Annotated in this window: 21 protein-coding genes; 12 read left to right on the top strand and 9 right to left on the bottom strand. The window is 58.0% G+C overall.

Translation table 11 applies throughout. The features are described from left to right. Nucleotides 1–147 precede the first annotated feature (147 nt). A complete protein-coding gene (locus tag HQL63_03000) occupies nucleotides 148–2,184 on the bottom strand; it encodes a tetratricopeptide repeat protein (protein MBF0175809.1) in 2,037 nt (678 codons plus the stop codon). A gap of 384 nt (nucleotides 2,185–2,568) precedes the next feature. Here HQL63_03000 and HQL63_02995 point away from each other — a divergent pair, with 384 nt between their 5' ends. From HQL63_02995 to HQL63_02975, 5 genes are all read left to right on the top strand, one after another. Further along, nucleotides 2,569–3,792 (top strand): hypothetical protein, encoded by a 1,224-nt coding sequence (locus HQL63_02995; GenBank protein ID MBF0175808.1) that lies wholly within the window; start codon nucleotides 2,569–2,571, stop codon nucleotides 3,790–3,792. Nucleotides 3,793–3,805: 13 nt separating this feature from the next. Beyond that, the gene (locus HQL63_02990; protein ID MBF0175807.1) at nucleotides 3,806–5,584 is read left to right on the top strand and encodes an AAA family ATPase; all 1,779 of its coding nucleotides are present in this window, start codon (nucleotides 3,806–3,808) and stop codon (nucleotides 5,582–5,584) included. Then, nucleotides 5,581–6,213 carry a hypothetical protein gene (locus tag HQL63_02985; protein MBF0175806.1) on the top strand — a complete coding sequence of 211 codons (633 nt, stop codon included), beginning with the start codon at nucleotides 5,581–5,583 and terminating at the stop codon, nucleotides 6,211–6,213. Before HQL63_02990 ends, HQL63_02985 begins: the two co-directional genes overlap by 4 nt. A 174-nt stretch (nucleotides 6,214–6,387) precedes the next feature. After that, nucleotides 6,388–8,481 carry an acetate--CoA ligase family protein gene (locus tag HQL63_02980; GenBank protein ID MBF0175805.1) on the top strand — a complete coding sequence of 698 codons (2,094 nt, stop codon included), beginning with the start codon at nucleotides 6,388–6,390 and terminating at the stop codon, nucleotides 8,479–8,481. 17 nt (nucleotides 8,482–8,498) lie between these two features. Then, nucleotides 8,499–10,388, top strand: coding sequence for a GNAT family N-acetyltransferase (locus tag HQL63_02975; GenBank protein ID MBF0175804.1), 1,890 nt, complete (start codon nucleotides 8,499–8,501; stop codon nucleotides 10,386–10,388). Here the strand turns inward: HQL63_02975 and HQL63_02970 are convergent. Next, the gene (locus HQL63_02970) at nucleotides 10,382–11,155 is read right to left on the bottom strand and encodes a hypothetical protein (GenBank protein ID MBF0175803.1); all 774 of its coding nucleotides are present in this window, start codon (nucleotides 11,153–11,155) and stop codon (nucleotides 10,382–10,384) included. The two genes, HQL63_02975 and HQL63_02970, sit on opposite strands and share 7 nt — an antisense overlap. 174 nt (nucleotides 11,156–11,329) lie before the next feature. Here HQL63_02970 and HQL63_02965 point away from each other — a divergent pair, with 174 nt between their 5' ends. Then, on the top strand, nucleotides 11,330–12,424 hold the full coding sequence (locus tag HQL63_02965) for a hypothetical protein (protein MBF0175802.1): 1,095 nt from the start codon (nucleotides 11,330–11,332) through the stop codon (nucleotides 12,422–12,424). A gap of 188 nt (nucleotides 12,425–12,612) precedes the next feature. On the opposite strand, the gene HQL63_02960 is transcribed toward HQL63_02965, so the two are convergent. The 7 genes from HQL63_02960 to HQL63_02930 all read right to left on the bottom strand — a co-directional run bounded on the left by HQL63_02960 (nucleotide 12,613) and on the right by HQL63_02930 (nucleotide 18,157). Next, nucleotides 12,613–13,041, bottom strand: coding sequence for a hypothetical protein (locus tag HQL63_02960; GenBank protein MBF0175801.1), 429 nt, complete (start codon nucleotides 13,039–13,041; stop codon nucleotides 12,613–12,615). Between the two features lie 10 nt (nucleotides 13,042–13,051). Then, nucleotides 13,052–13,273 (bottom strand): hypothetical protein, encoded by a 222-nt coding sequence (locus HQL63_02955; GenBank protein MBF0175800.1) that lies wholly within the window; start codon nucleotides 13,271–13,273, stop codon nucleotides 13,052–13,054. Nucleotides 13,274–13,852: 579 nt separating this feature from the next. Further along, nucleotides 13,853–14,599, bottom strand: coding sequence for a hypothetical protein (locus HQL63_02950; GenBank protein ID MBF0175799.1), 747 nt, complete (start codon nucleotides 14,597–14,599; stop codon nucleotides 13,853–13,855). Beyond that, nucleotides 14,596–15,252 (bottom strand): ATP-binding protein, encoded by a 657-nt coding sequence (locus HQL63_02945; protein MBF0175798.1) that lies wholly within the window; start codon nucleotides 15,250–15,252, stop codon nucleotides 14,596–14,598. The genes HQL63_02950 and HQL63_02945 overlap by 4 nt, the downstream gene beginning before the upstream one ends. Before the next feature lie 132 nt (nucleotides 15,253–15,384). Then, a complete protein-coding gene (locus HQL63_02940; GenBank protein ID MBF0175797.1) occupies nucleotides 15,385–15,732 on the bottom strand; it encodes a hypothetical protein in 348 nt (115 codons plus the stop codon). 258 nt (nucleotides 15,733–15,990) lie between these two features. After that, nucleotides 15,991–17,160, bottom strand: coding sequence for an acetate/propionate family kinase (locus HQL63_02935; GenBank protein ID MBF0175796.1), 1,170 nt, complete (start codon nucleotides 17,158–17,160; stop codon nucleotides 15,991–15,993). Nucleotides 17,161–17,173: 13 nt separating this feature from the next. Then, nucleotides 17,174–18,157: a bifunctional enoyl-CoA hydratase/phosphate acetyltransferase gene (locus tag HQL63_02930; GenBank protein ID MBF0175795.1), complete on the bottom strand. Its 984-nt coding sequence runs from the start codon at nucleotides 18,155–18,157 to the stop codon at nucleotides 17,174–17,176. 474 nt (nucleotides 18,158–18,631) lie between these two features. On the opposite strand from HQL63_02930, the gene rpsP reads away from it, so the two are divergent. From rpsP to HQL63_02900, 6 genes are all read left to right on the top strand, one after another. Further along, nucleotides 18,632–18,898 (top strand): 30S ribosomal protein S16, encoded by a 267-nt coding sequence (gene rpsP / locus HQL63_02925; GenBank protein ID MBF0175794.1) that lies wholly within the window; start codon nucleotides 18,632–18,634, stop codon nucleotides 18,896–18,898. A 3-nt stretch (nucleotides 18,899–18,901) separates the two neighbouring features. Next, nucleotides 18,902–19,426, top strand: a complete 525-nt coding sequence (rimM, locus tag HQL63_02920; GenBank protein ID MBF0175793.1) for a 16S rRNA processing protein RimM — start codon at nucleotides 18,902–18,904, stop codon at nucleotides 19,424–19,426. Then, entirely contained in the window at nucleotides 19,423–20,226 is an 804-nt protein-coding gene (gene trmD / locus HQL63_02915; protein MBF0175792.1) for a tRNA (guanosine(37)-N1)-methyltransferase TrmD, read from the top strand. The genes rimM and trmD overlap by 4 nt, the downstream gene beginning before the upstream one ends. A 6-nt stretch (nucleotides 20,227–20,232) precedes the next feature. Further along, complete coding sequence (gene rplS, locus HQL63_02910; GenBank protein ID MBF0175791.1) at nucleotides 20,233–20,574, top strand: 50S ribosomal protein L19; 342 nt, start codon at nucleotides 20,233–20,235, stop codon at nucleotides 20,572–20,574. Nucleotides 20,575–20,605: 31 nt separating this feature from the next. Continuing rightward, the gene (locus tag HQL63_02905) at nucleotides 20,606–21,310 is read left to right on the top strand and encodes a ribonuclease HII (GenBank protein ID MBF0175790.1); all 705 of its coding nucleotides are present in this window, start codon (nucleotides 20,606–20,608) and stop codon (nucleotides 21,308–21,310) included. Between the two features lie 168 nt (nucleotides 21,311–21,478). Then, on the top strand, nucleotides 21,479–21,628 hold the full coding sequence (locus tag HQL63_02900; GenBank protein ID MBF0175789.1) for an IS1 family transposase: 150 nt from the start codon (nucleotides 21,479–21,481) through the stop codon (nucleotides 21,626–21,628). Nucleotides 21,629–21,677: the final 49 nt, after the last annotated feature.

Genomic DNA, 21,677 nt, shown 5'->3' with positions numbered 1-21,677 from the left:
CACTCTATTTACAAATGTTTGTAATTTTGCATAAGTGCAACCTTCAGCAAAAAAAACATTGACAAAGGCCATGCCAGAGAGCAAGTCCCCTGGACCCCAATGCGTTGCCGGGCAGTGAATCGTTGCATGAAAAATTGCGAGCGGCGATCAGCCAGGATCGCCAGGGATGGAAAAGACCTGGGCTGTTTTCAGCAACATTTCAACCCTGGAGAGAGGAAGAATCGTCGGATTGTTTTTTTTCAAGAAAGGGGTCATCCCCTCGATATGCTTTCGGGCTTCGGCAACGTGGGTGAAGGTGCCAAGATAGACCAGGGTTCTGTTGCCCCTGGTACGCAAAAGGTGCATGCGCTGGCCTGATTTGACAAGGCCATTCCGACGAAAATATTTAACAATATCAGATAGATCAGTAGATTTTGAGTTCGTGACCAGAATCGTGACAGCCCCCTTGACCTCGCCGAAGGGCCAACCCGTCTCCTGGCTGACCGGTTTTTCATGTTGTTTGTCTTGGGTGGCGGGCGTGGCGGGTTCGACCTTCTCCTGGCTGACCGGTTTTTCATGTTGTTTGTTTTGGGTGGCGGATGTGGCGGGTTCGACCTTCTCCTGGCTGACCGGTTTTTCATGTTGTTTGTTTTGGGTGGCGGATGTGGCTGGTTCGACCGTCTCTGCCGGGGGCAACGGTTCGGGGGCGACATCGGCTGGTGATCCATCCTCCTTGCGCAAAAAGAGCGGCGAGGGGAGGAGTGGGGTGGCAGACAGGATCCATGGCATGATGGGGGTCGTCTCCGCAGCAACAACCGCAGGTTCGGGCGATAAAGTCACGGCATCCGTCTTGGGTTTGTCATCGACAGCGCCGGCCACCGGCGTGGCGAAGCGATCCCGTTCCCGGGTGACGAGGTAGGTCAACAGGGGGTCTTTTTCCGGGAGGGCCATGTACTGCCGAAACGACTTTTCCGCTTCTGACGCCTGGCCATGCAACAGGTGGTACTGGGCCATGAAAAAATGGGTTTCCGCCATGGCCATGGGCTTGCCGGCCTTTTCCACCTTGCCGGCGTATTGCAGGACCGCATCCGGCGTCAGAGCGCCCAACAGCAAGGCGCGCAAGGGGTTTGGCCAGTGTTCCAACCGGTCGGTCTCGCTGCCGGTCAGGGCTGGCAGAGATGCCTGGGGATTCCCCTTCAGTCGCGTCAAGGCACTCCAAAGCAGAACGAATGGATCATGCGGAGCCAGTTGCAGACTCAAGGCAAAGTCCGCCTCGGCGGCGGCAAGGGAGCCCTGACCCAGTCGTGCCATGCCCAGTCCCGCAGGCACTTGCGGGTCTGCCGGGGCCAATCGACGCGCCTGCTCGAATGCGGCAATGGCCGCATCGGTCTCACCCAGGGCCAAATGGAACAGACCACGGCGAAACATGGCCACCGGATGATCAGGTCGCCCCCGCAAAACCCGCTCGACATCGGCCAAGGCCTCCTTGATCTTCCCCATACGACCCAACAACTCCGAGCGCAAAAAATAGGCCTCATGCCATTCCGGATTGAGCCGGATGGCCTCGGTAAAATCCTTCAGCGCCTGGGTCAGGTTGGCTTGTTGCAGATGGATCAGGCCGCGTTCCACATGGGCCGGAGAAAATTTGGGCTGGATCTTCAGCACATTATCCAGGTTTTGTTTAGCCTCCGCCCTGCGCCCCAGGCGCAACAAGGCCCGGGCGCGCAAGTAGAAGGGGAGAGGATCCCTGGGAGCCAGCCCCATGGCCACCTTGAAATCTTCCGCTGCCAGGTCAAACTGTTCGACAGCCAAATATCCGTTGCCGCGAAAAAGATAGGCATGGGCCAGGTCCGGTTTCAGCAATGCCGCCCGATTGCAGTCATCAAATCCGGCAATAAATTTCTCCTTGTCCTTGTTGCGCTGTCCCAGTTCCAGACGCACCAGACAACGATTGGCCAGGGTTTCCGCTTCGGTGGCACGGTCCAGATCCTTGCCCGCCAGGGCGTTGGTGTAGAGCGTTTCCGCCACAACGAAGTGGCCTTTTTTTTGGGCATCAACCCCCTTTTTCAGCGCTTCGCTTCCCTTCTCCGCCACGGCACGGTCAGCGGCCCAAACCCTTCCGCTCCCGTCCGGAAAAGATCCGCTCAGAAAAAGGATATCAATCAGGATCAACCCCAACAGGGTTGGTATGAAACGGGCTGCCATGACCACATCTTTCCCATGCAAAAGCAAAATATGACCGTAACCAGTCCCAATTCACCACCCGACCACGCATCGGGGTCCAGGGGGCTGGCTCCCTGGCAGGTCCAGGACGACGTCCTGGTGGGGTTCGGAGCGAAGCCCTGATAAAGGCTTTCATATCCCTGAATGGTTGTACGACACGAAGAGGTCAGGCAACAAGTTTTCCTCCATGCCCTCTGTTCGGCAGCCACCCAAAAAACGCGCCATGAGCCTGCCGCGACGCTTGCATCCCCGGCAGGTCGGACCCCCCTCCCGGATGGGTCATGAATGATCTCTACCCATCGGGTGTTGGTGGCAAAATTTGTCTTGGAGGAGGGGCAACGAACCTGTTAGATTCGGGGGTTCAAATTGTCAAACCTGAACAACCTCCTTCTGATGCGCTCCTTCCGGATCCAGAATATGGTCTTACGTCCCCAACACGCTCGATGGATGCTCTTGGCGGTGATCGTACTCTTTCTCGGTTGGAGGTTCGTTCGGCCTTTAAATATTTTTGTTGTGGAAGAAAAATTTGCCTGGCCCATCGACTCCCCCATCCCCAAGGGACTGGAATCCCTCAGTGCCCAGCATTGCGGCTCGTGCCACACAGAAATTTACCAGGAGTGGTCCGGGAGCATGCACGCCCGGGCCTGGACGGACGAATACTACCAGGCGGATCGCGCCTTTGAAAAGCGCCCCCACGTTTGCATCAATTGCCATATTCCTTTGAAAAATCAGCAGGAAAAAGTTGTTGTTCGCTATAGGGACAAGGATATGCTGGATCCGGTTCTGGCGGACAATCCCCACTTCGATCCCCAGTTGCGTGACGAAGGCGTCACCTGTGCCGTCTGTCATGTGCGTCAGGGCGAGGTGATCGGCCCTTATGCCACCGATCAGTCACCCCACCCGGTCAAGGTGGATCCCAACTTTCTTTCCGGCATGAGTCCTTGCCGCATCTGTCATGTCGTCTCTGGAGATCGCTGGGACATGTTTTATCGCATCGCCCCCTGCGGCACTGTCGATGAGATCAACCAGGGCGAGAGGAAACCCGATTGCGTGGGGTGTCATCTCCCCAGCGTGACACGGCCCATGGCCACCAGCGGGCCCCTGCGGCAGGGTGGGCGGCATCTGTTCCAGGGGGGGCACTATCCGCCCCAGGTGGCGCGTGCCCTGAAGGTCGATCATCGCCGCGAAGAGGTCGATGGCAAGTCGCAATTCGTCTTCACCCTGACCAACGTCGGCACCGACCATTTTCTGCCGACCGGCACACCGGATCGTCATCTGACTCTTGCATTTCGTCTCCTTGACGACCATGACGCCGTGATGCAGGAAAAAGTCTACAAGCTGCAACGCACCATCATGTGGCGGCCTTTCATCCTCGATCTTTGGGACAATCGGCTGGCGGCCCGGCAGCCGCGCGAGTTTATCTACGAACTCCCCAAAATGGGCGCCGCCCCGCAAGCCGCCGTGCTGGATGTCACCATCCGCTACCACCTGCTGGACGAGGCGCGCCGCAAGCGCATCAACTATCAAAATACCGTGCCGATACACTACTCCATTTATCACGAAAGGATCGACCTTTCGGGGGGAACCTGACCGAGGGAGCATCATGCTCAAGCGATTGACGTTGCAGAATGTCGGGCCTGCCCCCTCCATGGTTCTCCAGTTTGGAGAGCGTCTGAACCTGTTGACCGGTGACAATGGGTTGGGCAAAACCTTTTTGTTGGATATCGTCTGGTGGGCCTTGACCCGCACCTGGCCCGCCGAGCTCAACAACAAGCTCTCTACCGGGATGATGGCACGGCCTTATGGAACGGGTGAGGCCTCAATCGAGTTTACTCTTTCCGGCAAAACCAAACCCGTCTCATACACCAGCCGATTTGACCGCCCCGCACAAACCTGGGCGGGACGTGGGGCGCGTCCTGCCATCTCCGGCCTGGTCATCTACAGCCAGGCAGACGGCAGTTTCTCCGTGTGGGACTCGGCACGCAACTCCTGGCGAACCAAGGGTGAAGTGGCCACGCAGGAGCGGCAACCTGCCTATGTTTTTACCCCGGCAGAGCTTTGGGACGGTTTGAAGGGGGGCAGTGGCAGGCAGTTGTGCAACGGGCTGGTTGCCGACTGGGCCGGTTGGTTCAAGGAGAATAAACTTCCGCTTACAATGTTGACCCGGGCACTCAGCATGCTCTCGCCTGGACCTCGGGAGGTGCTCGCGCCAGGTCCATTGACCCGAATCAGTCCAGATGATGCCCGCGACATCCCCACGCTGCGGATGCCCTATGGTCAGGATGTGCCTATCCTGCATGCCTCGGCGGGTATGCGCAGGATCATTACCTTGTGCTACCTGTTGACCTGGGTGTGGCAGGAACACCTCAGCGCCTGTCAACTCCTTGATATCTCCCCGTCCCGGCAGGTTGTTTTTTTGGTGGACGAGATCGAGGCCCATCTACACCCCAGGTGGCAACGCAGCATCATCCGGGCATTGATGGAAACATTGGCATCGCTGGGAGACGAGAGCGGAATTAAGGCCGGGGTGCAACTCATGGTGGCGACCCATGCCCCCTTGGTTCTTGCCTCGGTCGAACCCTTTTTCGACTCTGCCCAGGATGCCTGGTTCGATATCGATCTGGTCCATGGCACAACACCTCTTCAAGACCAGCCTGATGACCCATCAGACACTTTAGAACAGAATGAAACCTACCTGTACGATGTTTTTTTCAGCTATGCCCATCAGGATAGAGCGAGGGTTTTAAAGTTAGCAGAACGACTCAAAAGCGATGGTTTGGAAGTCTGGATTGATGTTTGGAAATTGAGAGCTGGAGATTCCATTTCAGAAGCTGTTATGGAGGGGTTGCGCAATGCAAAAGTGGCAATAGTGGTCTTATCTAGTCATTCTATTCGTTCCCAATGGATTCAATTAGAGTATAGTGCGGCCATAACACGCGATCCTATGAATAAAACAAGGAGATTCATCCCTATATTCCTGGATGATTGCGAGATTCCTACTCAGTTAAGAAATTATTTTGCTCTCGATTACCGTCAGGAAGACGAAGCGGCATATCAAAAACTTCTCAAATTCTTCTCTCCAACGGGCCAGACGGGCCAGAAAAGAATCCCGGCATCCCGCGTCGAAATCGCCAAGCAACCCTTCTATCGCCACGGTGACGTCACCGATTGGTTGACCAGCGAGGCCTTTGACCTGGGCAGCGGTCGATCCCTGGAAGCTGAGATCGCCCTGGAGAAGGCCGGCAAGCTCATGAGTGAACCCGCGTTTGATGCAGCCCAGGCCAAAATGCTTGAAGAGGAGTTGAAATCGGTCCTGGGAGATATCGATCCGTTCTGGGCACGCTGGCGCTTTGTCATGGATAAAAAGGGGTGGAACACATGATCCGCGTGCAGCTCCAGCCCGAACCAGCCGGATTTGACAAAGATGTCCGGCAAAAAGGCCTTGCCGATCTGCGCAAAAAAGGCATCGCCGTCGATCAACTTCCCTCAAAAGGGAGCGAACTTGCCCCTTTCTGGCGCACATCCCTGGGTGATCTCTATAAGGCTTATGGGGGAATCTGTGCCTACCTTGCCATCCATTTTGAGAGAGTGCTGGGGGTAGCCTCGGTCGATCACTTTGTCGCCAAATCCCAACACCAAGCCAGGTTGGCCTACGAGTGGGACAATTATCGCCTGGCCTGCCAGGCCATGAACAACCGAAAGAACAAGTTTGACGATGTGCTCGACCCGTTCACCGTGACCAATGGCTGGTTTCAGCTTGAATTGATCACAGGCCACATTTACCCTGCCAGGGATTTTGACGCGCAAAAAACCAAACAAGTGGAAGATACCATTACCCGCCTGAAGCTAAACGACCCCGACATCAAGAGAGTGCGCGTCCAACATTTCCAGGACTACTTCGACCAACAGTTCACATCCGACCATCTGAAAAAAATATCACCCTTCGTCTGGCTGGAGGCCAACCGGCAAGGATTGCTGCTTGGTAACCAGAGATCATCCAGCCCCCAATAGCTGAAAGCGTGCAACCGTTCGGCACCCCTTCAGGAAAAGCTCGGACATGAAAGCCTTTGTCAGGGCTTCGCCCCGAACCCCACCAGGGCGCTGCCCTGGACCCGCCAGGGAGCCAGCCCCCTGGACCCCGATTGGTTGCCGGGCTTTGAATGGTTACACAAGGATTGCTGTAACGTGCTGAAAATCTTGTTTGATCCCCAGGGCGTCGCCATTCTGGGTCTGACCACGGATCCCGGTCAGACCGGTGGCCAGATTTTGGACAACCTCCTGCGCGGCGGATTTGGCAGAAAAATTTATCCGGTGCATCCGCGCCTTCCTGCCATTCGGGGCATGCCATGTTGCCCCTCCCTGGACGGGGTGGAGGGGATCGATCTGGCCATCGTGGTGTCGCCACAGGCCGAAGCGGAGGCCGCCGTGCGGCAGGCGATCCGGGCTCAGGTCAAAGGGATCGTTCTGATCAGCGCCGGATTTCGCGAGGCTGGCCCGGAAGGGTCTGCCGTCCAGGAACGGGTCGCCCAACTCTGCCGGGAGGCAGGCACTCTCCTCCTTGGACCCAATTGCCTTGGCCTGATCAACCGGTTGCGCCTGTTCAACGCCACCACCCATGATGGCCCCCTCCCCCCCATCGGCGGCGTGTCGATCATCTCCCAATCGGGTGCGGTGTGCAGCGCCCTGCTGGGTTGGATGGTCCATATGAAAATCGGCCTCGCCAAACTGGCCGGAATCGGCAACAAAGCTGACCTGAATGAAGTCAGCTTTCTCGCCTGGCTTGCCCGGGATCCGGAAACCAAGGTCATTGTCTGCTTTCTGGAGACCATCAGCGATGGACCCAGCTTTCTCAAGGCCGCCGAGGAGGCGGCAGCCACCAAACCGGTGATCGTCATGAAGGTGGGGATCACCCCGGCAGGACGACGGGCGGCGCTGCTGCATACAGGTGGTTTTCCCGGCGTGGATCTGGCCTATGGCGCAGCCTTCCGGCGCGTTGGGGCGATTCGCGTCCACACCCTGGAGCAACTCCAGGATTTTACCATGGCCCTCGCCCGGCAACCCCTCCCCTGCGGTGGTCGGGTTGGGGTCATCTCCAACGCCGGAGGGTTGGCGGTCATGGCCGCCGATACCCTGGATGCCGTCAACCTGACAGTCGCCGAGCCCACACCGGCAACCCTGGCCAGCCTGGCAAAGGTGTTGCCATGGCCTCCCCAACCCGGCGTCCCCCTGGATCTGGGTGCGCAGGCCACCCCTGACCTGTACGCCATCGCCCTGGAGACGCTCCTGACCGATCCCCAGGTGGATGCCGTGGTGGTGGTGGTCGCCCCACTCCCTGCGGCGCCCCTGGAGGAGATCGTCCTCCGCCTGCATGCCGACCCCCATGAGCGCAAGCCGGTTTTGGTGGCCCTCGTCGGCGCCCCGCCCTCCCCGGATGGTCACCTGCCCCTTTTGACAGGTGGCAACCTCCCCCTGTATACCAGCCCCTCCCGGGCCATTGTCGCCCTGGCGGCCATGCACCACCGCCACACCTGGCAACAACGCCCCCCACGGGTCGTGACCCACTTTCCCGTCAATCAGACCCGGGTCAAGCGCATCATCAACTCCCATCGACGCACCCACCAGGTCCAGATTCAGGGGATACGGGCGCGGGAGATTCTGTCCGCCTATGGTTTTTTGGTTCCCCACGCCCAGACAGTCGATGATGTCGATGCGGCCATGGAGTGGGCGGAACGTATCGGCTACCCGGTCACCCTGAGCGTGGCGGCTTCCGAGGCGCCTGTCCTTGCCACAACCGATCTTTTCCGGGAAGGTTTGCGCAACCCTGAAGAGGTCCGCGACACCTACGACCTGCTCACCTTGCGCCTGCAACGTCAACTTCCCGCCAGCAGTCTGCCTGGCATCACCGTGGAACGCACCCTCCCGGCGGGGCGCCGGGTGGTCATCGGCATGCTGCGCGATCCGCTGTTCGGTCCCATGCTGACCTTCGGCGCCGGATGCACATCTGTTGAGGTGATGCAGGATGTCAGCTTTCATCTGGCCCCCATCACCGCCGACGAGGCGATGCAGATGCTACGCAGCACCCGCTCTTTTTCCCAACTCGGCTCGGAAAGAGGCCTGAACGATATCGCCGAAAGCCTGCAACGCCTCAGCCAGTTGGCCACCGATTTTCCAGCCATCCAGGAGTTGGAGATCAACCCCCTGATCACGGACCTGCCGGGAACCCCACCCCTGGTGGGACAAGTCCGGATCAACCTCATCCCGCACGAGGGGCCAACATGACCCCCAATCCCGCAACCATGAATCCGGATCCACACGCAGGGCCCACCGCACCCGACCCGCATTGGCAGGAGACATACCGCTCCTGGGTCACCACCCCGGAGCGGGCCCTGGCGCACATCAAGCCGGGCCAGCGTATCTTTGTCGGTTCCGGTTGTGGTGAACCCCAGGCCTTGTTGCGTACCCTGGCTCTTCTCGGACGCTCCCTGGCCGATATCGAGATCATACACCTGCTGACTCTCGGCGACTCCCCGTTCGCCACCCGGGAGTTGCAGGATATTTTTACCGTCAACACCTTTTACGTAGCCGACAACGCCCAGATCGGCCCCAGCAAGGGGCTTCAGGATTACACCCCAGTGTCACTGTCGGAGATACCTCCCCTGTTTGCCAACCGACAGATGCCGCTGGACGTAGCCCTGATTCAGGTGACCCCACCCGATCTTCGGGGCATGGTCAGCCTGGGGGTGGCCGTGGACGTGGTCAAGAGCGCCGCCAGCAATGCGGCTCTGGTCATCGCCCAGGTCAACCGGCACATGCCGCGCACCCTGGGGGGGAGCTTCCTGCACGTCGAGGATCTCGACTGGCTGGTTCCCGTGGATGAACCGCTCCGTGAACACCCACCCACTCCCGTCGATGTGACCACCCGCGACATTGCCCGCCATGTCGCCTCTCTGGTGGAAGATGGCGCCACCGTGGAGGTGGGACTGGGCCAACTCCCCCAGGCCATCCTCCCTTTTTTGGCTGACAAACACGATCTTGGCATCCACTCCGACGTGATCAGCGATACCCTCATGGAGCTGGTGGCGCAAGGGAGTCTTACCGGAGTACGCAAAAGCCTGGATCCGGGAAAAATTGTCACCAGTTTTGCGCTTGGAACCCAAAAACTGTTCGATTTTGTCCACAACAATCCCCGCATCGCCTTCCACCCCACCGAGTATGTCAACGATCCTGCCATCATCTCCCGGCAGCGTCACATGGTGGCGATCAACACCGCTCTGGAGGTGGATCTGACCGGGCAACTTTGTGCCGATGCCATCAGCGACCGTCTTTATTCCGGGATAGGGGGGTTGGTCGATTTCAGCCATGGCGCCACACGAGCACCTGGGGGCAAATCCATCATCGCCCTGGCCGCCACCGCCGAGGGTGGGAAGGTTTCGCGCATTGTCGCGCAATTCCGGGAAGGGGCCGGCAGCGGACTGGGACGTGGACATGTTCACTATGTCGTGACCGAACACGGGGTGGCATACCTGCATGGCAAAAGCATCCAGGAGCGTGTCATGGCCATGATCAGCATCGCGCACCCTGACTTTCGGGCCCATTTGCTCCACGAGGCCATCCGCCGTCACTATGTCCATCCCGAGTTGGCTGCCGTGGATGGCAAGACCCTGATTGCCCCGCGTGACCTGAAAACCACCCTGCTGTTGGAAAACGGCGAGCAGATCGTGTTTCGTCCTTCGCTGCCCACCGATCAACCTTCCATACGGGAGATGCTCTACTCCCTCTCCCAGATCACGGTCTATCGCCGTTTCATGAGCAATCTGAAGCGCTTCACGTTTCAACAGCTCAAGCAGTTCGTCTACATCGACCATCGCCGGGATGTCATCCTGGTCGGCACCATCCCCGAGTCCTACGGGGAACAGATCATTGCCGTGGGTGGATACTACCTCGACCCCATCCACAACCGCGCCGAGGTGGCTTTTGTGGTCCGGGATGCCTGGCAGGGCCACAAGATCGGCACATTTGTCATGCGCTACCTCGTCACCCTCGCCAAACGCAACGGCATCCGGGGATTTACCGCCGAGACTCTGGTCTCCAACCGCCCCATGCGCGCCGTCTTTGAAGGCAGCGGTCTCAAGCTCACCAGCCGCATCGAAGATGAGATCATCTATTATCAGATGGATTTTCAGTAGATCGGCACTTCAAAACGGCGATCCAGATAAGCCAAGCCGCCATCGCCCCGAAGATGCACAATCCAACGGATCCCGGGTTGGGGTTGGGCGGGGGCGTGCAGAGGTTTGGACGCTGGCGGGGCGCTGGCTGGATGCCCCTGCGGCAGATCGAAGGTGGCCACATAGGTTGGATGGGACGCCGTGGGTATCCTCCCGGCTTGCTGAACCTTTTGCCAGAGAGTCTCAATCTGTTCCTGCCAACCCTTGACCTCTCCCACATCCGAACCCGGTATCCAGGTTGATTTTTCGCAAACCAGCGTGAGGTGCAAGGTCTCTTCCCCGGGCGGCAACGCTCCCGGTCCAGGTTCCCCTGCCAGGATCACTTCTGCCCGCATCGGCATTCCGAGGCGGGGTGGACAGGGCGTCACCGACAAGATCACCTCCCCGAACTTCCGCCAATCCTGCCAACTGCGCCAGGTCCATGATGCCGTCAGCAGGAACGCCAACAGGAACAAACCGGTCATCCATTTGAGTCCTGCGGCAAAACCGGGCGTCACCCCCCAGCGGTAGAGAAGAAACGCCAACCCTGCCAGCAGCAGGAGAGCAACCACCGCTCCAACCGGCGCCCGTTTCCCACCATCATTGAGAAACCGGCAGGGCTCCTGGTCGGCCATGCCGGCTGCCAAGCCTGACCCGAGACCAAAACCCATCCCGACCTGGGGTATGGCATCAGGCGTGAAAAAAACTGCTGCCAGGAGAAGTGACATGATGATGGATCGTTTGCGCATGCGTCATACCCCTGAAATCATTCATGCAAGTGATCATGTAAAAAGGGTTGTTTTCAAAAATCACATTCAGTTAATGATATATATTGAAAGATGCCAGTCGATAGGATATCTTTCTTTTCCTCAAGGCGTAGCCCTATGACATGCAGTAATAAACTTGCAAGGGAAAGGAAAAAAATGAAATCGAGGCCATTTTCTCAGGGTTTACTGGCGCTCTCCTGCCTGATATCCGTGGCGGGTTGTGGCGGTGGCGGTGGGGATGGTGGTGGAACCCCTGCTGCCACCACCACAACTTCCACTCCAAGTCCGGTCACCTACACGAGCGCGGCAGCGGCAGGTGAGCTGGTGAGCTACACCATGGATACCTCAAGTTTAACTTACAACTACACGATCGTCGAGAGCCAATACGGCCTGACAGGAAAAACCGGTTCCGGCAAGCTTATCGCCAACGGTGACGGCACCTACGCACTCTCCAACATCCCGAACGCGAAGGCCATCATTCTCAAGGGCGGCATGCTGGTTGCGGCCATTCGGGAAAATTTCAACGGCAACACAAGAACGGTCTCAATCGTGGGGTTCAGCAACCCCCTCACCTCCCTGGCGGCGACGGCTGCAACCTACAACTACGTCTCTTACAGGTGCCCCACCCTCGACTGTTCAGCGGTGGCGGCCAACACCGAGTATGGCACCTTCCGTATCGGCAGCGATGGGACGTGGAACAGTTGCGCCAACGCCAATTATGCCACGGATCCATTCTGCCCTGGATCAAGCGGCACGATCAATACCCTGGGCGGGGGTAAATGGCAAATCCTTCAAGAAAGCCGGGAAGTCGGCACCGCCATGGCCTACCAAGCCGCCAACGGCCAAAACGTCATGTTGATCGACATGAAAGATCCGGTCGCCCTGGGTTATGGCGTCGTGATCGGGGCGACGGCCAAAGCCATCACCGCCGACGACGCGAACGGCACATGGCAGGTGGGGGTGTTTGGCAAGGCCAACTCGGGATATATCATTGGTTCCATGACGCAAACGGTGACCCTTGGCAGCAATGTCACCACTTCCAATGTTGTCGTGAATGGAGCGGCAGGGAGCGACGAGACCAGCACATTTACTCTGAACTCACCCTGGAATGGGTGGGCCACGTCAACAGCCCCCACACCGGGTGCAACACCGACTTTGCTGGCGGGTACCGGCATGATGGTTGAGGCAGGCTCGACCACCACCACGTCGGGCGTGCCGATCGATCTGTTGGGTATTGGTTTCAAGATGTAGCCTCGGCGCCGCATAACCATTCGGCGCCACTGCAAGAGATGCTTTGCAACGGGGCAAAGCCATGACAGAGGCTTTCATATCCAGGCCTTTCTTGCGAGGGTGGTAAATGGCTACGAAAACCGTAACCATTTACCACCCGGCCACGAATGGAGGTCCAGGGGGCTGGCTCCCTGTGTGGATCCGCTCCATCACGCCGCATCCTGAACGGAGACAATCAATCGCTTCCCAAGCGATGCAAGCGCACGGTCCACCTGTCCGATATGTGATTGATGCCGGAGATCAAGAAGCCTGCGCACTGCACTCTCCTGGATGCCAAGCGCATTGGCCAAAGCCACGTTGGTCATGGCATGGTTGCGCATGGTCTGGTAAAGAGCCAATTTGGCCATCACCAAAGGTGAGAGAGTCACGGTTCCCTGACCATTGTTTGGCAGGCTTGCCGGGGGGATATCCTGGCGCTGGTGCATAATGGCTTCCATGGTAGTAATGAGGCAATCCATGGCGCCATCTATGGTGTCATCCCGGGTTGCATCCCCGGTATTGCTCCCCGGGACATCCGGGAACGAGATATACCAACCAGGGGGATCCTCATGAAGGTCATAGGGATAGGTCGGGTTCACGGAAACCTCCTTATTGAATGTCGTCCAAGGTCAAGCCAAGGTCTTTCAGCATTTTGACCAGCAACCCCTGATTGATTTCGCTCCGCAAATATTTCATGGCCGTTCGGCGGCACCCCAGAAGAATGTAAGAGTGGCTCCCCTTCCCAGATCCGCGTCCAGCCACATGGATCAGATCGAGCCCGTTGGCCTTGGCGTACTTTCTGAGCTTGCGGAGGAGTTCGTTGCCGTTCATGGGACGCATTTTCGCACATTAATGCGCGAATATCAGCAAGAATCGCGCACAAACGCCTGGTGGCGTCATTTCTGCCCTTCGGCCAACGCTTCTTCAGCTTCTTCTTCCGTCCTCGCTTACCTTTACGCCGGGGTCGGGAAGGTGATTACTGATGTGGCCACCTTCCCTCCAGCAGAGTTACCCGCCTTCATCGGTACCATGCAACCATCCGACTCCCGTTGCCGCCTTTGCCTCGCTCCCCTTGTAAAGATTGCTCGGCATACTCCCTTCCCTGAAAGACGACCCATCCGGGTCTCCCAGGTTGCCACATATCCCCTATCTCCGACATGCCATGCTCTCCGAGAAATACGCGACCTTGCCTAGTGGCTCAACCAACATGATTTAAAGTGTTCACTTTTCGTGACTATTCCGCACTCTTTCAAGAAAAGCTTGGAAATGAAAGCCTTTGTCAGGGCTTCGCCCCGAACCCCACCAGGGCGCTGCCCTGGACAAAGCCAGGGAGCCAGCCTCCTGGACCCCGATTCATGGCTTGCCTGCACATCAAATCAACACGGTTGAGCCACTAGCCGCACCAACCATTCACCACCCGGTTACAAATGGGGGTCCAGGGGTCTGGCTCCCTGGCAGGGCCTGAGACAGCGTCCCCGGAATCTTGCCTCCCAACCCTTCCCATGACTCCAGCAGGGCGTTCAGACTGGGCAGGTGGCCCGTCTCCCGGCATCTCCGGGCCAGTTCAGCGAGGTGGCTCTCCTCAAGCACGGCCCCCGGGCGGGATTTGCTGTATGACATCTGGAGGTGTTCGGCAAACATGGCCTTGAGATAGGCGAGATGGCACTCGGCATGGGTGCCTCTGAAATCTCCCGGCACCGGCATCTGTTCCGGATCACGCTCTGACACCGGATAGTGCTGCTGGCAGGCGCGCATGCGCCAGTTTTGGGGATTTTGCTTCGTGAAGTGACGATTTCCCAAAAACCACGTCTCCATGCATCTGTTGTGTATGATGGTTGAGTGGGAGATATCCCTTCCGAGATCATGCAATAAATTTGCAATGACTTTATTGATTTCGCCATACTTTTTCTCCTGCGACTCATCCTTGGCATCGAAGCATGCGAATAAATGAGCGTCGTGGCGTGCGGCATCATGCACGGCAGCTTCAAGCGTCTCTTTCTTGAAGGGGTACCCCATGGAGGAGGTGACGAAAAAATGGCTCCCCTGCAAATCCTCGACTCGTCCCACCTTTTGCAAGCCGGCAAAGACATGAGGAACCCATGCGGAATAGACCATCTTTTCGGTCTTCTCGCCCTCCACGAAGAAATACAGGTTCATCTGATACCATCCTCATACGTCTCCGAGTTGAGGAGCAACAAGAAATGGTCCATGGAAGAGTCTGTTTGCAGTTCTGGAATGTGTTCGACATCGCGCACAGTGACAGTACCGCCATGGCGCGTGACCACCTTCCAGGATGTCCAAGGAATGTTGTTGATCACATAGGGATGATGACTGGTAATGATGAATTGAATGTCGTTTTGGCGTGCCCTGGCAGCCTCGGCCACCTGGGGCAGACAGTTGACACCCAAGCTGTTTTCAAACTCATCGACAAGAAAAACAGACCCCTTCGGGGCCAGAAACAACTCCAAGAGTATTTTCAGGGTGCGCAGCATGCCCGTCGAGAGTTCAACAGCAGGAATCCAATTTTGGACATCCTTCTCTTTGATGGCCAGAACCCATATATCAAAAGGCGTCTTTATTAAATCAGGAAAATATTCTTTGGCACCAACGACGCGGAAGGCTTCAACAAATGGGAAAATATCTACAAAGTCATCCTTGATCTGATTAAATTTGTCGCCGAAATGATTTTGCAGCCCAAGCAACTTGACAAGCAAAGGGTGTCTTGTATTGGATTGAATGTCCGACAGGGGATCGTAAACAGGAGGATTGTCCATGATTTCGTCCGTCCAGGAATTGTTTGTAGTGCTCATTACGATTCCCTGGAGGGACTCATAGAGAGGAGACATGGAAGGTTCAGTGTTCAATAGGGAAATTGCGCTTTCTGTCCATTTTAACTTTGGCAAGGGCGTTCCATTAAACAGGAAACTGCCTTCATCCCGGTTTCAGGCGACCAGTTCCGAGCTGTCAAGATGAATAATTTCTCTTTCAAAAACAGGAAGATCTCTATCGGTTTCATCAGGACGCGAGGTGAATATTGGCGATCTGCCTGTATCCGATGACAACTCAGCTTCCCAAGAGTATTGGTGATCGCCGATATTAAATTTTGCAACCCATGAGCACCCACTTGCGCGACTGGAGTCTTTGATGCCTGTTCGCCGAATGATGCGTATGGCCTCAAGAATTTTTGTCTTGCCAACACCCGAAATCCCCACAAGCAAATTGAAAAGACCGAAGTGGGTCTCCTGGAGATGCCAATCACCATCGTGCATGGCAAGGGAAATGATGGTCATGACGCGGCGAACTCCCTTTTGTGAAGCAAAAAATGCGTAACGATTCAGCATCATCCCAAGAAAAGCCGGACATGAAAGCCTTTGTCAGGGCTTCGCCCCGAACCCCACCAGGGCGCTGCCCTGGACCCGCCAGGGAGCCCGCCCCCCGGACCCCGATTCGCTGCCGGGTGCTACGGGGGATTTTGTCAAGAGTTCGTTCCATACCCCACCAGGAAGGGCACATCCCTTCCTGGTATGTCCGGTTTCTCCAAGAGTTTCTTAATTCAGCGTATCCCTGGCATGAATGGCGATCATCAACTCTTCGTTGGTGGGAATCATCCAGGCCGAAACTGGGCTGTCCGGGGTGGTCAGGCGGGGAGCGCCTGTCGCATTGGCATGGGGGTCCAGGACCATGCCCATCCAGGCTGAGGCCGTGATGACCCGCTCGCGGACCACCGGGGAGTGCTCGCCGATGCCAGCGGTAAAGACCAGGGCGTCGATCCCCTCCAAGGCCGCCGCAAGCGCACCCAATTGTTGGCGAATCCGGTAGATGAACAGATCGACCGCCAGGACGGCATCGGGATGCGGGGTGTTCAGCAGCTCCCGCATATCGTTGCTGATCCCGGATACCCCCTTGAGACCGGAGCGATTGTAAAGGATCTCGCGGATCTCATCCAGCGACATGCCGCGCTCCTGGGCAAGAAACATGATCACGCCAGGGTCGATGGAGCCGCAACGGGTACCCATGATCAGGCCATCGACCGTGGAGAGCCCCATGGTGGTTTCGATGCCACAACCGTTGTACATGGCGCACATGCTGGCGCCGCTGCCCAAGTGGGCCACCACCACCTTCTCCCGGGCGATGTCCGGGGCCACCTTCGGCAACACCCGGGCAATGTACTCGTAGGAGAGACCATGAAACCCATAACGCCGGACGCCCGATGCGGTCAGATCCTTGGGCAGGGGAAAAATGGCCGCTACCGGGGGTTTGTTGGCGTGAAAAGCGGTATCGAAACAAGCCACTTGCGGTAGGCCCGGGTAGATCTGTTCCAGGGCGTGTATGGCGGCGAGGTTGTGCGGCTGGTGCAGAGGGGCCAGAGGTGTCAGCGTCGCCAGTTCGCGGAGGATCTCCGGCGTGACCAGGACCGGCTGCCGGAAATGGATGCCGCCATGCACCACCCGATGCCCGGCAGCCTGGATGGTGGTGTGGCTTTTCAGCCAATCCAGCAGATAGGTCAGGCAGGCGGTGTGACCACACCTCTCCACGCCCAGGTCCACATCTTTGTCCAGGGTTCCCTCGGGACCGTGGGCGTCGAACCGGGGCCGCGTCGTGATCCGTTCGATCTGGCCGTAAAGGGTGCGCCGGGGTTCGTCGCCGTCGGTCACGAAGACAGTGAATTTGAGGCTCGACGAACCGGCATTGATGACGAGAATCGCTGGAGCGGTCATGGCGGAACGGCCCTCAGCGCGCCGCTTCGGCAGCGGCCTTGACGGCCCGGCGTTGACGGGCCTCGACAAGGCGGACCGCAACGGCACAGGATGCCAGGCGCGTGTGGGCATTGTCCGACCGGCTGGTCAAAATGATGGGGACTTTGGCGCCGAGAACGATGCCGGCCCCTTCTGCCTGGGCAAAGTAGGTCAACTGCTTGGCCAGAATGTTGCCCGCCTCCAAATTGGGCACCAGCAGGATATCGGCATTGCCGGCGACGGGGCCTTTGACCCCCTTGGTTTTGGCCGCTTCAACGTTGATGGCGTTGTCATAGCCAAAGGGGCCATCCACCAGGCCACCAACGATCTGTCCACGATCCGCCATCTTGGAAAGGGCAGCGGCCTCGATGGTGGAGGGCATCTCCGGGTTGACGGTCTCCACAGCCGACAGGACGGCGACACGCGGGTTGAGAATACCCATGTCAATGGCCAGATTGATGGCATTTTGACAGATATCGCGTTTGGTCCACAGATTGGGGTTGATGTTGACCGCCGCATCGGTGATCAGGAGAGGGCGGGGAAATTTGGGAATGTCCATCAGGAATACGTGGCTGATGCGGCGTTCCGTGCGCAGACCGATCTCCTTTTTGACCACTTCTCCCATGAGTTCGTCGGTATGCAGGCTCCCCTTCATGATGGCCTCGACCTGGCCTGCCCGGGCCATGGCCACGGCCTTTTCAGCGGCATTATGGCTATGAACGACCGGAATCAACTGGAAGGGGGAGATATCTTGCCCGGCCTTTTCCGCAGTTTCGCGAATTTTGCGCTCGGGTCCGATCAGGATGGGATTGATCAGACCCTCCTGCGCCGCTTGGACCAGGCTCAGGATGGACTCGACATCACAAGGATGCACGACGGCGGTCGTGATCGGATCCACCGGAGCGCAACCCTTGATCAGGTGGTCATAACGCCAGTAATTGTCCAGGGTCTTGCATTCTGTCTGTTGCGCCTCGCTCATAATCTTCTCCTCGACTTGCCCATAGGTTTGACGTTGGGACGGCAGTGCATTTCAGGGTGGGACGGCTTTCGGGGTTGACTGAGAACCATGGTTACAAGCATTTTACGGACCAGACGTCTGGCCAACGGAACGACGATATGTACAGACCGGGATGGTCCGGCTCTTCGGGGTCCAGAGGAGTGGCTCCCAGACAGAACCCTGGACTGCGTCCTGGTGGCGTTCGGGGCGGGGCCTTAACCGAGGCTTTCATGTCCAGGCTTCTCTTGGCAGGGTGCTGAATCGTGACGGCTTTTCTTGTAAGGACGCTGAACGGCGACACTTTTGTTCGAGATAACGTGACGAGAGGCCTTGACGGGATAGCTGTTTTCGATGACAATGCAACGCTTTTTCTGGAGTTGACTTCAGGCGGTTTTTCCCAATCACCACAAGGCCGGGCGTTGGCCCCGGGTCATGAAAGGAAGCAGAGGAAACGGTATGGCTGTACGCATCCGATTGCAGCGGAGAGGATCCAAAAAACGTCCCTTTTACGCCGTCGTCGCGGCGGACCAGAGGATGCCCCGGGATGGCCGCTACCTGGAAAAACTGGGCACTTATGATCCCCGCAAGGTGTCGGACAAGGCGGTGCTGAAGGCGGATCGCGTCTCCCATTGGTTGGGTCTGGGGGCACAGCCCTCCGATGTTGTCGCCAAGTTGATCAAATTGGCTGGCATCGAACCGGTTCGTGCGCAACCCGCATCCTGAGCCATGACGGATCAATACGTCCGTTGGTTGACGCTTGGACGTTTGATCGGTGCGTTCGGGGTGCATGGAGAGGTCCGGGTGCAAACGTTTACGGAAGACCCGGAACGTCTGCTTGGATTTCCCGAGTGGTATCTGGAATTTCCAGAAAAGGGATCGCGCCGGAAGGTTGCCGTGGTGTCTGGACGGCGTCATGGTGAAGGCGCGGTTGTGGTGCGCTTGGCCGGGGTTGCAACCAGAGAAGAGGCACAGCTTCTCGCCAAGGCCAGGGTTTTGGTTGAGCGCACACAGATGCCCGAGCCGGAAGAGGGGCAGTTCTATTGGGCTGACCTGGAGGGGTGCCGCGTCGTGACCGGGGATGGTCTCCACCTCGGCACGGTGCAGTCGATGATGGCGACCGGTGCCAACGATGTGATGGTTATGACAACGCCCGACGGTACGGAACGGCTCTTGCCTTTCAACCGGGAGGTGGTTGAAACGGTCGACCTGCCGCAACGCATGATCACCGTGCAACTGATGCCCGGTCTATGATGGATGCAACGCTTCGCTTCACCATCCTGACCCTTTTCCCGGAAATGTTCTCTGGGGTGTTGACCAGGTCTATCCTCGGCAGGGCGCAGGATCGGGGGTTGTTGGCGGTCAGAGTGGTGCAGATTCGGGATTTTGCCCCCGGACCGCACCGACAGGTGGACGATGCCTCCTTTGGCGGCGGTCCGGGCATGGTGTTTCGCCCGGATGTTTTGGATCAGGCCTTGGCCGAGGCTTGTGCGGACTCGGTGGCGCATGTGGTGCTTTTGACACCCCAGGGCGCCCCTTTCGATCAGAAGGTCGCCTGCCGTCTGGCCGGGGTGGATCATGTCGTCCTGGTGTGTGGGCATTACGAAGGGGTGGATGAAAGATTTACCGATGCCCGGGTGGACGAAGAGATCTCCCTCGGGGATTTTGTTTTGACCGGTGGCGAAATTGCCGCCATGGCCGTGGTGGATGCGGTAGCCCGCCTCGTGCCCGGAGTTCTCGGTGATGCAGAGAGTTGCCAGGCGGACTCTTTCTACCAGGGGGTGCTGGACCACCCTCACTATACACGCCCAGGGGTCTGGGATGGACGGCCAGTGCCGGAGGTGCTGCGTTCGGGTAACCATGGAGCCATCGCGGCGTGGCGGCGGCGGCAGTCGTTGTTGCGTACCATCTTGCGACGCCCCGACCTTCTGGACGGGAGTTGTCTGACCAAAGCGGAGAGCCGTCTTGTCAAAGCGCTGGCCCAGGATCTGGATCTCCTGGACCAGGCGTCTGAAGAGGCTGAACGGGATTGCGGGATTGACGTTGGGAGGTAAGTTTACATGAACGTGTTGCAAACATTCGAGCAGGCTAACATCAAAGAAATGCCCGCCTTCAACCCTGGGGATACCCTGCGGGTCCACGTCAAGGTCGTGGAAGGCAATCGCGAACGGGTGCAGGTCTACGAGGGGGTCTGCATCGGTCGGCACAACGCCGGGGTCCGTTCCACATTTACCGTGCGCAAGGTCTCCTTCGGTGAAGGTGTCGAGCGGGTCTTTCCGCTCCACTCGCCACGCCTGGAAAAAATTGAGGTCTCGCGCCGGGGCAAGGTTCGACGCGCCAAGCTCTACTACCAGCGTGAGCGGACAGGCAAAGCAACCCGCATCAAAGAAAAGCGGGACTGAAAGACCGGACTGACCCTGCCGGACACTCTGCTTGCGCCCGACACGTCCCGATTTTCACCTGGAAGAGGCCCTTTTCCGGGAGGGGTTTCGCTGCGTCGCCGGTGTGGATGAGGCCGGTCGGGGACCGCTGGCAGGCCCGGTGGTCGCAGCGGCTGTCATTCTCTCCCCTGAGGTTGCCCCAGCGGGTCTGGATGATTCCAAAAAGCTCACCCCGGACCAGCGCGCCTTTCTGGCCGGGCAAATTCGTGACCGCGCCGTGGCCATCGGTGTCGGATTGGCGGATGTTGCGGAGATTGATCGCGTCAACATTCGTCAGGCAGCCCTCCTCGCCATGGCGCGGGCCGTGGCGAACCTGCGCATCATACCCCATGCTTGTTCCTCTGGATCGCCATGGTTCGGGTCTCCCCTGCCCGACCCGTTCACTCCGGATTTTCTTCTTGTCGATGGACGCGATCTCCCTCCCGCTCTTTCCTGTTCTGCCCGCGCCGTGGTGAAGGGGGACACGCTCAGCGCCTCCATCGCCGCTGCCTCCATCCTCGCCAAAACCACCCGGGATGCCATCATGGACGACTTGGCGCGGGACCATCCGGGTTATGGCTGGGAACGCAACAAAGGTTATCCGACGCGGGAACATGTCGCAGCCCTGCAAAGGTTGGGCATCACGCCACACCATCGGCGGAGCTTTGGGCCGGTGCGGGAGGTTTTGGTTGATGATAAAAACAGATGTCTGTTGTAGTGGCCATGATCGTTCAAAACCCGGCAACGCATCGGGGTCCAGGGGGCTGGCTCCCTGGCAGGTCCAGGGCAGAGTCCTGGTGGATAGGGGTAGGGAAGGTGGGTAGTGCATCTGTTTGGTTGATCGAGTAGAATCCGCAAGGGTGTTCCATTTGCCAAGGAGGGTATGATGGCTATCGTGGATGTTCGGTGTCCCGTGTGTGGGGGTTTGAGGGTTGTAAAATTCGGGAAACAGCCCAATGGTGAGCAGAGGTATCTGTGTCAAAACGAATCCTGCAAGAGAAGGATTTTTCTGTTGAATTACATGGACAAAGGGTAGTGTCCCTTCTTGGTTGATCGCGGTCACACAGCCCTACCAAACTCGAATC

The sequence above is a fragment of the Magnetococcales bacterium genome (genome assembly GCA_015231175.1).
In the GTDB taxonomy this organism is placed as follows: domain Bacteria; phylum Pseudomonadota; class Magnetococcia; order Magnetococcales; family DC0425bin3; genus HA3dbin3.
The sequence above is the reverse complement of the archived record's forward strand: the minus strand, read 5'-3'. Positions and strand labels throughout refer to the sequence as shown.

Bases quoted from the DNA above. Each gene is read 5' to 3' on its own strand.
- HQL63_03000 (MBF0175809.1), bottom strand. From the start codon at position 2,184: ATGGCAGCCCGTTTCATACCAACCCTGTTGGGGTTGATCCTGATTGAT.
- HQL63_02990 (MBF0175807.1), top strand. From the start codon at position 3,806: ATGCTCAAGCGATTGACGTTGCAGAATGTCGGGCCTGCCCCCTCCATG.
- HQL63_02985 (MBF0175806.1), top strand. From the start codon at position 5,581: ATGATCCGCGTGCAGCTCCAGCCCGAACCAGCCGGATTTGACAAAGAT.
- HQL63_02975 (MBF0175804.1), top strand. From the start codon at position 8,499: ATGAATCCGGATCCACACGCAGGGCCCACCGCACCCGACCCGCATTGG.
- HQL63_02970 (MBF0175803.1), bottom strand. From the start codon at position 11,155: ATGCGCAAACGATCCATCATCATGTCACTTCTCCTGGCAGCAGTTTTT.
- HQL63_02965 (MBF0175802.1), top strand. From the start codon at position 11,330: ATGAAATCGAGGCCATTTTCTCAGGGTTTACTGGCGCTCTCCTGCCTG.
- HQL63_02955 (MBF0175800.1), bottom strand. From the start codon at position 13,273: ATGAACGGCAACGAACTCCTCCGCAAGCTCAGAAAGTACGCCAAGGCC.
- HQL63_02950 (MBF0175799.1), bottom strand. From the start codon at position 14,599: ATGAACCTGTATTTCTTCGTGGAGGGCGAGAAGACCGAAAAGATGGTC.
- HQL63_02945 (MBF0175798.1), bottom strand. From the start codon at position 15,252: ATGAGCACTACAAACAATTCCTGGACGGACGAAATCATGGACAATCCT.
- HQL63_02940 (MBF0175797.1), bottom strand. From the start codon at position 15,732: ATGACCATCATTTCCCTTGCCATGCACGATGGTGATTGGCATCTCCAG.
- HQL63_02935 (MBF0175796.1), bottom strand. From the start codon at position 17,160: ATGACCGCTCCAGCGATTCTCGTCATCAATGCCGGTTCGTCGAGCCTC.
- HQL63_02930 (MBF0175795.1), bottom strand. From the start codon at position 18,157: ATGAGCGAGGCGCAACAGACAGAATGCAAGACCCTGGACAATTACTGG.
- rpsP (MBF0175794.1), top strand. From the start codon at position 18,632: ATGGCTGTACGCATCCGATTGCAGCGGAGAGGATCCAAAAAACGTCCC.
- rimM (MBF0175793.1), top strand. From the start codon at position 18,902: ATGACGGATCAATACGTCCGTTGGTTGACGCTTGGACGTTTGATCGGT.
- trmD (MBF0175792.1), top strand. From the start codon at position 19,423: ATGATGGATGCAACGCTTCGCTTCACCATCCTGACCCTTTTCCCGGAA.
- rplS (MBF0175791.1), top strand. From the start codon at position 20,233: ATGAACGTGTTGCAAACATTCGAGCAGGCTAACATCAAAGAAATGCCC.
- HQL63_02900 (MBF0175789.1), top strand. From the start codon at position 21,479: ATGGCTATCGTGGATGTTCGGTGTCCCGTGTGTGGGGGTTTGAGGGTT.